This is a genomic window from Saccharothrix sp. HUAS TT1 (assembly GCF_040744945.1).
Taxonomy (GTDB): Bacteria; Actinomycetota; Actinomycetes; order Mycobacteriales; family Pseudonocardiaceae; genus Actinosynnema.
In genome coordinates this window covers 647,482-659,635 of record NZ_CP160453.1, presented here as the reverse complement: position 1 = coordinate 659,635, position 12,154 = coordinate 647,482, and the positions used below count along the sequence as shown (strand labels likewise).

The 12,154-nt window shown below is 72.6% G+C and carries 10 protein-coding genes; 3 read left to right on the top strand and 7 right to left on the bottom strand.

What is annotated here, in order from left to right; genetic code table 11:
- Positions 1 to 26: 26 nt before the first annotated feature.
- Both AB0F89_RS03210 and AB0F89_RS03205 read right to left on the bottom strand, forming a co-directional pair.
- Complete coding sequence (locus tag AB0F89_RS03210; RefSeq protein WP_367132375.1) at positions 27 to 386, bottom strand: hypothetical protein; 360 nt, start codon at positions 384 to 386, stop codon at positions 27 to 29.
- 328 nt (positions 387 to 714) lie between these two features.
- On the bottom strand, positions 715 to 1,044 hold the full coding sequence (locus AB0F89_RS03205; RefSeq protein ID WP_367132373.1) for a hypothetical protein: 330 nt from the start codon (positions 1,042 to 1,044) through the stop codon (positions 715 to 717).
- Positions 1,045 to 1,278: 234 nt separating this feature from the next.
- On the opposite strand from AB0F89_RS03205, the gene AB0F89_RS03200 reads away from it, so the two are divergent.
- Together AB0F89_RS03200 and AB0F89_RS03195 are read left to right on the top strand one after the other, a co-directional pair.
- A complete protein-coding gene (locus tag AB0F89_RS03200; protein WP_367132372.1) occupies positions 1,279 to 2,517 on the top strand; it encodes a DUF885 domain-containing protein in 1,239 nt (412 codons plus the stop codon).
- 452 nt (positions 2,518 to 2,969) lie between these two features.
- Positions 2,970 to 4,259, top strand: coding sequence for a PhoH family protein (locus AB0F89_RS03195; protein ID WP_367132370.1), 1,290 nt, complete (start codon positions 2,970 to 2,972; stop codon positions 4,257 to 4,259).
- On the opposite strand, the gene AB0F89_RS03190 is transcribed toward AB0F89_RS03195, so the two are convergent.
- The 4 genes from AB0F89_RS03190 to AB0F89_RS03175 form a co-directional block, all read right to left on the bottom strand.
- Positions 4,247 to 4,987 (bottom strand): Pr6Pr family membrane protein, encoded by a 741-nt coding sequence (locus tag AB0F89_RS03190; protein WP_367132368.1) that lies wholly within the window; start codon positions 4,985 to 4,987, stop codon positions 4,247 to 4,249. The two genes, AB0F89_RS03195 and AB0F89_RS03190, sit on opposite strands and share 13 nt — an antisense overlap.
- A gap of 166 nt (positions 4,988 to 5,153) precedes the next feature.
- On the bottom strand, positions 5,154 to 6,593 hold the full coding sequence (locus AB0F89_RS03185) for a GuaB1 family IMP dehydrogenase-related protein (protein ID WP_367132367.1): 1,440 nt from the start codon (positions 6,591 to 6,593) through the stop codon (positions 5,154 to 5,156).
- A gap of 133 nt (positions 6,594 to 6,726) precedes the next feature.
- Positions 6,727 to 8,262, bottom strand: a complete 1,536-nt coding sequence (locus tag AB0F89_RS03180; protein WP_367132365.1) for an ATP-dependent DNA ligase — start codon at positions 8,260 to 8,262, stop codon at positions 6,727 to 6,729.
- A 37-nt stretch (positions 8,263 to 8,299) separates the two neighbouring features.
- Positions 8,300 to 9,673, bottom strand: coding sequence for a PLP-dependent aminotransferase family protein (locus AB0F89_RS03175; protein ID WP_367132363.1), 1,374 nt, complete (start codon positions 9,671 to 9,673; stop codon positions 8,300 to 8,302).
- Positions 9,674 to 9,720: 47 nt separating this feature from the next.
- On the opposite strand from AB0F89_RS03175, the gene AB0F89_RS03170 reads away from it, so the two are divergent.
- Complete coding sequence (locus AB0F89_RS03170; protein WP_367132361.1) at positions 9,721 to 10,623, top strand: DMT family transporter; 903 nt, start codon at positions 9,721 to 9,723, stop codon at positions 10,621 to 10,623.
- Between the two features lie 78 nt (positions 10,624 to 10,701).
- On the opposite strand, the gene AB0F89_RS03165 is transcribed toward AB0F89_RS03170, so the two are convergent.
- A complete protein-coding gene (locus AB0F89_RS03165) occupies positions 10,702 to 12,096 on the bottom strand; it encodes a class II fumarate hydratase (RefSeq protein WP_367132359.1) in 1,395 nt (464 codons plus the stop codon).
- Positions 12,097 to 12,154 lie beyond the last annotated feature (58 nt).

Below are 12,154 nucleotides of genomic sequence, written 5' to 3'. Positions count from 1 at the left end.
GCCGCCCTTGACGGACTGCGACTGGATCAGTCGTTGTCGTGCGAGTTGCCCGCGTCGTTGCCGTCGTTGTCGTCGTTGTCCGTCGTGATGCAGGTGCTCTCGTCGTTCTGCGCCAGGATCGGGATCGCGATGACGTTGACCTCGGTCTCGCAGATGTTGATGTTGCTGAGGAGGTCGGAGTCGTTGCCGAAGTTGATGAGGCCGAACTGGTCGGCGACGTCGCCCTCTTCGCCCTCGTCGTAGTCGACGTTCGTGTACTCGACCTCGTCGATGTAGCCCACGGCGTAGTACGAGTCGTCGTCCATGTGCGGCGACGCGAACGCGGGAGAGCCCAGCATCATGAGACCAGCCGCGGCGATGGCGACGGCGCCTGCCTTCTTCAACATGTAGAACACACTCCTCTAGTGGGGGATTTGTGTGACGCCCAACCGCGCTCGTCATTGGCGAGCATTCGGGGAGTCTGGCGGCTCAGGCGGTATGCCCTCGCTTCGATAATTTACCGGTCTGCGTTGTGGATTGCACCCGGCTGACACCATCGTGTGAACGCAATGTTTTTGAGTTTGGTTCTCGGGCTTGTTCCGACATTGCGCCACGTTCTTGCGCCACCGATTCAGCGGTATTGCGCGCTACCGCTTTCCCGGTGGCCGGCGCACCACGCCCGGCCGTGCGGCGGCGTGGTGCGCCCGGACGGCCCGTGAACAGGCCGCGGCCTGCTCAGTTGCCGTCGTTGTCGTCGTTGTCGGTCGCGATGCAGACGCTCTCGTCGTTCTGCGACAGCACCGGGATGCCGATGACGTTGACCTCGGTCTCGCAGACGTTGAGGTTGCTCGCGACGTCCGAGTCGTTGCCGAAGTTGAGCAGACCGAACTGGTCGGCCACGTCCCCTTCTTCACCCTCGTCCACGGAGAGGTTCCACGAGCCGTAGCTGTGGCCGTCGTGGCCGTGCCCGTGCTCGTGGGGCTCGCCGGCGAAGGCGAATGCGGGAGCGCCCAACAGCATCATTCCGGTCACGACCGCGGCGACGGTGCTTGCCTTCTTCAGCACTTCAACACTCCTCTTTGGGGGTTCCCCCGGTCGATCCAGCGCTGCTCGGAAGCCCGGATGTCGGTTGTCTGTGCGCAAACTACCGAACCGCCGCCCCCATCTGGATCTCTGTGACACCATTGTGTGATCCACCGAAGGTGGCTATCCCTCGTTACGGTGTCTTTTCCCGTCGCAATTAGTCCGTGCGGAGCGCCTGTGGTAAACCGGGCGGTCATCTCGTATGGTCTTCAGTCCGTGGACGGCGACCGGATCGTGCGGGAGTACCTGTTGCTCGGGCTGCGGCTGGACAAGCTGTCCCCGGGCCTGGTCGACTCGTTCACCGGCGACCCCGCGCTGCGCCGCGCCGTGGACCGCGAACCGAGGCCGCACCCGACCGCGCTGGCCCGCCAGGCGTCGCTGCTGCGCCGCGAGCTGCCGGGCGCCGGCCTGGCGCCGGAGCGCGAGCGGTTCCTGGAGGCCCACCTGGTCGCCGTCGAGACGACCGCGCGCAAGCTCGCCGGCGTGCGCGTCGGCTTCGTGGACGAGGTCCGGGCCTACTTCCAGGTCGACATCGCCCCCGGCCACCCCGACACCTACCGCCGCGCGCACGCCCGCCTGGACGAGCTGCTGCCCGGCCCCGGCACGCTGCGCGAACGGCTCGCCGACCACCGCGCGCTGGACGAGGTGCCGCCGCGCCGCCTCAAGGGCACCGTGCACGCCCTGTCCAGCGCGCTGCGCGACCGCGTCCGGCAGCGGTTCGAGCTGCCCGCCGAGGAGGTGGTGGAGTACGAGGTCGTCACCGACAAGCCGTGGAGCGGCTTCAACTACTACCTGGGCGGCTTCCGGTCGCGGGTGGCGGTCAACGCCGACCTCGGCCACCGGATGTCGAACCTGCCGCACCTGGTCGCGCACGAGTCCTACCCCGGCCACCACACCGAGCACTGCCGCAAGGAGGTGGGCCTGGTCGGCAAGCGCGGGCATGCCGAGCAGGCGCTGTTCCTGATCAACACGCCGCAGTGCCTGATGGCCGAGGGCATGGCCGAGCTGGGCCTGCACGCCGTGGTCGGCGCGGGTTGGGGCCGCTGGGCGGAGGAGGTGGTGGCCGACCTCGGCCTGCGGATGGACGGCGAGCTGTCCGAGCGCGTCGAGGCCGCGCTGTCCGGGCTGCTCACCGTGCGTCAGGACGCCGCCTTGATGCTGCACGACCGGCGTGCCCACCCGGATGACGTGGTGGACTTCCTGTGCCGCTGGCTGCTGGTCCCCGAACGCCGCGCCCGTCACATGCTGCGTTTCCTCGGTGACCCTCTGTGGCGGGCGTACACGACGACGTACGTGGAGGGTGTGCGACTGGTCCGCGCGTGGCTCGACCTGCGTGCGCACACCGACACCATGAGTGACCGCTACCTGCGGTTGCTCGACGAACCGCTGGTGCCGGCGGTGTTGGCGGAAGAGGTCGCGGCGGGGGTGCCCTGGCTGTCCCGCGACCCCGGGTGATCTACCTCGCCGCACCACCTCTGAGCTGCACGGACGATGCCCCGTTGGGCCGTTGTGATGCCCCCGGATCGGCCGTGGAGACCCCCACTGGGCGGATTTCGCCAATTTTGCGGCCAGGTGACGAATTGACGAATCACCTGTGTGGCTGCCTGCATAAGAGGGACCGGCGGAGGTAACTTCCGGTTGGCGGGACGCGTCCACTGCGGACCGCGCAGGGAGGCCCTGATCGTGGCGGTGTGCGCGAGGGGGCCGGCACCCGGCCCTCGTGGTCGGTGCGCCTGAGCTAGACGGCGTGCCGGTCGATCGGGGTGGTGCCTGGCCCAGCGAGGAGCGGACGCGGGTGCCGCGTTCGTGAGGGAGTTGCCGTGAACGCACGACGACCCGCGAGCCGTTCCTCAGGCTCATCGCGCAGCACTTCCGGGCGCTCTGACGCGCCGACGACCAACACGTACGTGGTGGACACGTCCGTGCTGCTCTCCGACCCACTGGCCACCACGCGGTTCGCCGAGCACGAGGTCGTGCTGCCGCTCGTGGTGATCAGCGAGCTGGAGGGCAAGCGGCACCACCCCGAGCTGGGTTGGTTCGCCCGGGAGGCGTTGCGCCTGCTCGACGACCTGCGATCGCGCCACGGCCGGTTGGACCGCCCGGTGCCGATCGGGGAGCACGGCGGCACGTTGCGCGTCGAGCTCAACCACTCCGACCCGGAGGTGCTGCCCGCGGGTTTCCGCACGGACTCCAACGACGCCCGGATACTGGCCTGCGCGCTGAACCTCGCGGCCGAGGGCGACACCGTCACGCTGGTCACGAAGGACATGCCGCTGCGCGTCAAGGCGGGCGCGGTCGGGCTCGCCGCCGAGGAGTACCGGGCGCACGACGTCACGCTGTCCGGGTACTCGGGGATGTCCGACCTGGACGTCGACCAGTCCGTGGTGGACGCCCTGTACCGGGAGAGCGTGATCGACCCGGCGCTGTTCGACCTGGCGCACGTCGCCGAGCTGCCCTGCCACAGCGGGTTGCGGCTGCTGGCGGGCACGTCGAGCGCGCTGGGCCGGGTCACGCCGGACAAGCGGCTGCGGTTGGTGCGCGGTGACCGGGAGGCGTTCGGGCTGCACGGCCGGTCGGCCGAGCAGCGGGTGGCGCTGGACCTGCTGCTGGACACCGAGGTCGGCATCGTCTCGCTGGGCGGACGGGCCGGCACCGGGAAGTCGGCGCTCGCGCTGTGCGCGGGTCTGGAAGCGGTCATGGAACGCCGCCAGCACCGCAAGGTGGTGGTCTTCCGCCCGCTGTACGCGGTGGGCGGCCAGGAGCTGGGCTACCTGCCCGGTTCCGAGAGCGAGAAGATGCAGCCGTGGGCGCAGGCGGTGTTCGACACGCTCGGCGCGCTGGTCAGCCAGGACGTGGTCGAGGAGGTCATGGACCGCGGCATGCTGGAGGTCATGCCGCTGACCCACATCCGCGGCCGGTCGCTGCACGACTCGTTCGTGATCGTGGACGAGGCGCAGTCGTTGGAGCGCAACGTGCTGCTGACCGTGCTGTCCCGGTTGGGCTCCAACTCGCGGGTGGTGCTGACGCACGACGTCGCGCAGCGCGACAACCTGCGGGTCGGGCGGCACGACGGGGTGGCGGCGGTGATCGAGAAGCTGAAGGGCCACCCGCTGTTCGCGCACGTCACGCTGACGCGGTCGGAGCGCTCGCCGATCGCCGCGCTGGTCACCGAGATGCTGGAGGACTACGCCTCCTGATCGTTCGACCGCCTGGGCGCCTCCCCCGCCTCGGTGGGGGAGGCGCCCGGCTTCGGGCGGAGCTTCGCGTCCGCGATCGCCACCAGCCAGGCGATGACGGCGGCGGCCAGCACCACGAACAGCGTGTTGCGCAGGGCCGTGCTGAAGCCCAGTTCGGTGACGTCCAGGAAGGGGTAGGGGTACCAGTCGGTGATCGCGCCGTGGATGAACGTGTAGGCGATCCACAGCACGGGCCAGCCGAGCAGCGCCCAGGCGGCGGTCGACCGGTCGACGCGCGGCCGGGGGCCGAACAGCAGCCAGCCGAGCACGGTCAGCACCGGGGCCAGGCGGTGGAAGCCGAGGTTCACCCACCAGGCCGGGCCGACCGGGTGGACCAGCGGTGCGAGCAGGAGCGCGAACACCAGGCCGGTGATGGTGATGCCGAGCAGGGCGTCCAGCCGCGCCACCCGCCAGGCGCGGCCGTCGCGGGCGGGGTCCAGCGCCAGGGTGATCGCCACGACCAGGACGAACAGGTTGCTCTGGATGGTGAAGTAGCTGAACAGGCGGACGAACCGGACGCCGACCGCCACCTGCGCTTCGGCGTGCCCGGCGTTGACGTCCGCCCCGCCGGTGGAGATCAGCGCCAACTGGGTGATCAGCGACGCGGCGATCACCGCGGCCAGCACGCCGTGCCACACGCGTGAGCCGGTGTGCCAGGCGGTGGAGCGGTGTGCGGTCGCGGTGCTCATCGCCAGATCATCGGACCGGTTCAGCGGCCCCGCCGGCCGAGCGCCGCACGGCCCGCACCGCAGGGCCTGCGCCGATCGTGCGGTGCCGACCGTGCAGTGCTGACTGTGCGGGGCGGGCCGTGCGGTGCTGGGTCTGCGGTGCGGGCTGTGCGGTGTTGGTCTGCGGTTACCAGCCGGAGGGGAGCGGGCGGCCTTCGGCGAAGCCGGCGGCGCTCTGGATGCCGAGCGTGGCCTTGGCGTGGAACTCCTCCAGGGTTTGCGCGCCGGCGTAGGTGCAGGCGCTGCGGACGCCCGCGGTGATCGAGTCGAGCAGGTCCTCGACGCCGGGGCTGGCCGGGTCCAGGCGCATCCGGGAGGTGGAGATGCCCTCCTCGAACAGGCCCTTGCGGGCGCGGTCGAAGGCGTTGTCGGTGCGGGTGCGGGCGGACACGGCCCGCTTGGAGGCCATGCCGAAGGACTCCTTGAACAGGCGTCCCTGCTCGTCGCGCTGGAGGTCGCCGGGCGACTCGTAGGTGCCGGCGAACCAGGAGCCGACCATGGCGCTGGACGCGCCCGCGGCGAGGGCGAGGGCGACGTCGCGCGGGTGGCGGACGCCGCCGTCGGCCCAGACGTGCTTGCCGAGCCTGCGCGCCTCCGCGGCGCACTCGGCGACGGCGGAGAACTGCGGGCGGCCGACGCCGGTCATCATCCGGGTGGTGCACATCGCGCCGGGGCCGACGCCGACCTTGACGATGTCCGCGCCCGCCTCGACCAGGTCGCGGACGCCCTCGGCGGTGACGACGTTGCCGGCGACGACCGGGACGGTCGGGCGGGCCTCGCGGACGGCCTTCAGCGCGGCGAGCATCTTCTCCTGGTGACCGTGGGCGGTGTCCACGACGAGCGTGTCGACGCCGGCGGCGAGCAGTTCCTCGGCCTTGGCGGTGACGTCGCCGTTGACGCCGATGGCGGCGGCCACGCGGAGCCTGCCCGCGTCGTCCAGGGCGGGCTGGTAGACCCCGGCGCGCAGCGCGCCGAGGTTGGTCATCACACCGCGCAGGCGACCGTCGGCGTCGACGCCCAGCGCGACGCGCTGCGTGCCGCCGTACAGCCGGTCGAAGACCTCGCGCGGCGGGGTGTCCAGCGGGAGGGTGACGATCCGCTCGTCGGCCACGTCGTGCAACCGGGTGAACCGGTCGACGCCCGCGCACGCCGCCTCGTCCACGACGCCCGTCGGCCGGCCGTCGTCGTCCACCACGACCACGGCGCCGTGCGCCCGCTTGTGCAGCAGGTTCACCGCGTCCGCGACCGAGTCGTCGGGGTGCAGCGTGAGCGGGGTGTCCCACACCGCGTGCCGGGCCTTGACCCAGCCGACGATCTCCGCCACCGCCTGCGGCGCGACGTCCTGCGGCAGCACCACCAGCCCGCCGCGCCGCGCCACGGTCTCCGCCATCCGGCGTCCCGCCACCGCGGTCATGTTCGCGACCACGATCGGGATCGTCGCCCCCGTTCCGTCGGAGGTCGACAGGTCGACGCCGAACCTCGACTCGACGGCCGATCGGCCGGGCACGAGGAAGACGTCGTCGTAGGTCAGGTCGTAGCTGGGCCGATGCCCTTCGATGAACCGCACGAGAGCTTGACGATACCCGCGTTCCGGTGAATCCGCCCTGGTTGTGCGCACCAAAGGCCCGATGGGTACGGGATTCGCGGTTGTGGGTTCCTCCAAGGCCGCAGTGCTGCGGTCACCCCGGCGCGCGGGCCGCTCACGTCGTGGCCGGACCCCCTTCCCCGGCTCCCGCCGACCGCTTCGGCAGCAGCGCGCGCACCGCCTCGATCGTGTCCGCCTCACCCGCCTCCTTGTCCGGCCGGTACCGCAGCACGCGGGCGAAGCGCAGCGCCACGCCGCCCGGGTACCGGGGGCTGACCTGCACCCCGTCCAGCTCGACCTCGATCACCAGCTCCGGCCGCACCAGCACCGCGAAGTCGGTCTTCTCGGTCGCGATCGCCAGCAGCTCGCGGGTCTGCCACGCCAGCAGTTCGTCGGTCAGCCCCTTGAACGTCTTGCCCACCATGATCGGCGGCCCGCCGTCGGGGTCGCGCGCGCCGAGGTGGAGGTTGGACAGCAGCCCCGCCCGCCGCCCGCTGCCCCACTCGACGCCCAGCACCACCAGGTCCAGCGTGTGCACGGGCTTCACCTTCTGCCACGCCCGCCCGCGCCGGCCCGCCGCGTACGCCGACTCCAGCGACTTCACCACGACGCCCTCGTGCCCGGCGGCCAGCGACTCGTCCAGCACCCGTGCCGCCTCGTCCTGCGCGGACGTCACCACGCCGGGGACGACGTGCGCCCCCGCCACCCGCCGCAACGCCGCCAGCCGCACGTGCAGCGGCTCGTCCAGCAGGTCGACGCCGTCCAGGTGCAGGCAGTCGAAGAAGAACGGGCTGAGCAGCAGCTCCCGGACGTCCTGCGCGCCGAACCGGCTCATCGTCTCCTGGAACGGCCGGGGCTTGCCCTCGTCGGTCAACGCCAGCGTCTCGCCGTCGAGCACCACCGACTCGCACGGCAGCCCGCGCACCAGCTCGACCAGCTCCGGCACCGTCCCGGTGATCTCGCGCAACGTCCGGGTGAAGACCCGCACCCCGGCGCCGGACCGGTGCACCTGGATGCGCGCGCCGTCCAGCTTGTGCTCCACCACGCACGACCCCAGCTCGGCCAGCGCGCCCGGCAGCGACTCGGCCGGTGACGCGAGCATCGGCCGCACCGGCCGGCCCACCTCCAGCCGGAACGCCGCCAGCGCCGCCTCGCCGCTCATCGCCGCCACCGCCGTCCCCGGCAGCGACCCGGACAGCATGAACGCCCGCCGCACCACCTCGCCGGGCACGTCGGCCGCCCGCGCGATCGCGTCCAACATCACCCCTTCGAGGGCGCCTTGGCGCAGCTCACCGGTCAGCAGCCGACGCAGGAAGTCCTGCTCCGCCGCCGTGGCCCGGCCGAACAGCGAGGTCAGCGCCGCCGCCCGGCGCGCCGCCGCGCCCTTCCCGCCGATCGCCGCGAACCCGCCCAACGCCTCGTCCACATCGGACACCGCCAACGACGGCCCGGCCGCGGGCGGCACGTCCAGCTCGAACACGGTCCGCCAGCCCGCGCCGACCCGGCCCTGGCTGGGCACGCCCACCAGGAACGACACCACCGCGGGCGTGCTCATCCGGCGCACCAGCCCGGCCAGGGCCTCGACCTTGGCCAGGCGGGAGCGCGTCGCCGCCACCGCGGCGGACGTCTCGACGACTTCGCTGAACAACACGTCGACCATGGTGCACCCGGACACCGACAAAAACAGGTCAGGCCGCGGCGCGCAGCGCCCGGACGGCCTCCCGGAGCCGGTCCGGCGTCAGCGCCGCGTACCCGAGTACCAGCCCGGGGAACGTCGGCGTGCGGGCGTAGTTCGCCAGCGCCGGCGCGTTGACGCCACGCCGCGCCAGCCGCTCCTGCAGCGCCACGTCGTCCGTGCCGGCGGGCAACCGCACGACCACGTGCAGCCCGGCCGCCACCCCGATCGGCTCCCAGTCCGGCAGCACGGCCCGCAGCTCGGCCAGCAGCGCGTCCCGCCGCGCCCGGTACAGCTGCCGGGTCCGGCGCAGGTGCCGGTCGTACCCGCCGGTGCTCAGCAGCCGGGCGAACGCGGCCTGGTGCAGCGTGCCGGTGCCGAGGTCGTCCAACCGCTTGCGGTCGACCACGACGTCGCGCAGCGCGGGCGGCAGCAGCAGCCACCCCAGCCGCAACGCGGGCGCGAGGACCTTGCTGGCGCTGCCCTGGTACACCACGCGCGTCGGGTCGAGCGCCTGCATCGCGCCCAGGGCCGGCCGGTCGTAGCGGTGCTCGGCGTCGTAGTCGTCCTCCACCACCACCCCGTCGCACGCGCGCGCCCACTCCAGCAGCGCGCGCCGACGTTCCGGGTGCAGCACGACACCCAAGGGGAACTGGTGCGCCGCCGTGACGAACACCGCGCGGCAGTCCGTTGTGGACAGCAGGTCGACGCGAAGCCCGTCGTCGTCGACGGGGACGGGTCGGATCGCCAGGCCGTGCGAGGCCAGCATCTCGGCGGCGCCGAAGTGGCTCGGCTCCTCCACCGCGACGCTGCGGTGCCCGGCGGCCTGCAACACCCGGCCCAGCAACGAGATCCCCTCCGCCGCGCCGTTCGTGACGACCACTTCGGACGGTCGGGCGGCCACCGCGCGCACCCGGCCGAGGTAGTCCGCCAGCTCGTGGCGCAACGGCCCGAACCCGGCCGGGTCGGGGTAGCCGAGGTCGTCGGTGGACAGGTCGGCCAGCGCCGTCCGCTGCGCCCGCAGCCACTCGTCGCGCGGGAACGCGCTCAACGCGGGCACACCCGGCCGCAGGTCGTGGCGGAACTTCGGCGCAGGCGCAGGCGCCGGTTCGGGGGCCGCGCCCGGCCACGAGAAGGCGGCCGTCACGGTGGTGCCGGAGCCGCGCCGTGCGGACAGGTAGCCCTCGCCGACGAGCTGCGCGTAGGCCGACGTGACCGTGCCGCGGGCGACGCCGAGCTGGGCCGCGAGGTCGCGGCTGGACGGCAGCCGGGTGCCGGGCGCGAGCCGCCCGTCCCGCACGGCGCGGCGCAGCTCCGACTCCACCGCGCGCCTGCCGTCGAGGGCGGGGAGGAGGAGTTCGCGATAAGTGGTCCAGTCGGCGGGCATCGAAGTGGAGCTTAAGCCTGGACCACCGGTCGGTGAGAGTCCTGGCCATGACAAGGATCGCGGTCGGGTCGGGCGTGCTGTCGTCGGTGATCGTGGGGGCGTCCGTGCCGGTGACGGGGTTGCTCCAGGAGTACCCGCTGCTCACGGGTCAGGCGATGCGGTACGCGTTGGGCGCGGTGGTGCTGCTCGCGTGGACCCACCTGCGGGGCGGGCGGCTGCCGCTGCCGGGTCGGCGGGACTGGCCGGCGCTGCTCGGGCTGGTCACGACCGGGATGCTCGGGTTCAACGCGTGCGTGCTGCACGCGCAGCGGTACGCCGAACCGGGGTTCGTCGCGGCCGTGCTCGGCGGGAGCCCGCTGGTGCTGGCGCTGGTCGCGCCGCTGGTGGCGGGGCGCAGGCCGGCCGGTGCGGCAGTGGTGGGCGCGGTGGCCGTGGTCGGCGGGGTGGTGCTGCTGTCCGGCGGTGGGTCGTGGCACGGGCCGGGGCTGCTGCTGGCGCTGCTGACGATGGCGGGTGAGGTGTCGTTCACGCTGTTCGCGGTGGGTGTGGTGCGGCGGCTGGGCGGGGTGGCGGTGGCGACGTGGTGCTGCCTGCTCGCGGCGGTGGCCGGCGGGGCGCTGGGGACGGCGTTCGGTGGGTGGCAGGCGCCGACCGCGCGGGAGGGCGTGGCGCTGGTGGTGCTGGGGGTGCTGGTGACGGCGGTGGCGTTCGGGCTCTGGTACTTCGCGGTGGCGCGGTTGGGCGCGGACCGGGCCGGTGTGCTGATCGGGTTGATGCCGGTGGCCGGGCTGGCGGCGTCGGTGGCGCTGGGCGCGCAGGCGTTGACGGCGGTGGCGGTGGCGGGCGCGGCCTCGGTGGCGCTGGGGTGCGTGGTCGGGCTCCGGGGCCGGTCGACGTCGACCGACCCCGGATCGGCCCGGAAAGCCCAGCTCGCGCGTTCTGAGCGTTGAACTCAGGGGTCCTGGACGTAGGACACGGTGGTCGCGAACGTAGGACACGCGGGGCGTGGAGGTACGACTCGCGGGGGGTCAGGAGTTGCCGGTGGCCATGCGGAGGACGTCGAGGGCGGCGTCGAGGTCGGCTTCGGAGAGCTTGGCGGGGACGTGGCCGCGTTCCAGGACGACCTCGCGGATGGTCTTGCGCTCGCGCAGGGACTGCTTGGCGATGGAGGCGGCCTCCTCGTAGCCGAGGTAGCGGTTCAGGGGGGTGACGATGGACGGCGACGACTCGGCGTGCTCGCGCATCCGCTCGACCTGCGGTTCGACGCCCGTCAGGACCTTGTCGGCCAGCAGGCGGGCGACGGCGGCCAGCAGGCGGGACGACTCCAGGACGTTGCGGGCGATCACGGGCAGCATCACGTTCAGCTGGAAGTTGCCCTGCGACCCGGCGAACGCGACCGCCGCGTCGTTGCCGATCACCTGCGCGACCACCATCATCGTCGCCTCGGGGATCACCGGGTTGACCTTGCCCGGCATGATCGACGAGCCCGGCTGGAGGTCCGGCAGCGCCAGCTCGCCCAGGCCGGTGCGCGGGCCGGAACCCAGCCAGCGCAGGTCGTTGGCGATCTTGTAGAGCCCGACGGCGGTGGCGCGGAGCTGCCCGGACACCTCCACCACGCCGTCCTGCGTGGCCTGCGCCTCGAAGTGGTCGCGCGCCTCGGTCAGCGGCAGGCCGGTGACGGCGGCCAGCTCCGCGGACACCGCCGCGCCGAAGCCCGCCGGCGCGTTCAGCCCGCTGCCCACGGCCGTGCCGCCGATCGGCAGCTCGGCCAGCCGGGGCAGCGACGACGTCAGCCGCTCGACCCCGTACCGGACCTGGGTCGCCCACGCGCCCGCCTCCTGGCCCAGCGTGATCGGCACGGCGTCCATCAGGTGCGTCCGACCGGACTTCACCAGCGACGTCCAGTCGGCGGCCCGCGCCTCCAGCACCGAGGCCAGGTGCTCCAGCGCCGGGATCACGTCCCGCGCGACCGCCTCCGTCGCCGCGACCCGCAGCGTGGTCGGGAACGTGTCGTTGGACGACTGCGACGCGTTGACGTGGTCGTTCGGGTGCACCTCGCGGCCGAGGGCGCGGGTCGCCAGGGTGGCGATGACCTCGTTCGCGTTCATGTTCGACGACGTGCCGGACCCGGTCTGGAACACGTCGACCGGGAAGTGGGCGTCGTGCTCGCCCGCCGCGACCGAGTCGGCGGCTTCGGCGATCGCCGCGGCGACTTCGGGTTCCAGCACCTCCAACCGCTCGTTCACCCGCGCCGCGGCGGCCTTGAGCAAGCCGAGCGCGCGGATCTGAGCGCGTTCCAGACCACGTCCGGAGATCGGGAAGTTCTCCACCGCGCGCTGCGTCTGCGCACGCCACAACGCGTCTGCCGGCACCCGGACCTCGCCCATCGTGTCGTGCTCGACGCGGTACTCCTGTTCAGCCATACCACCGAGTTTGGACCGCCCGTCGGGGCACGGCCCGATAGGAGTAGGAACAGTGGCG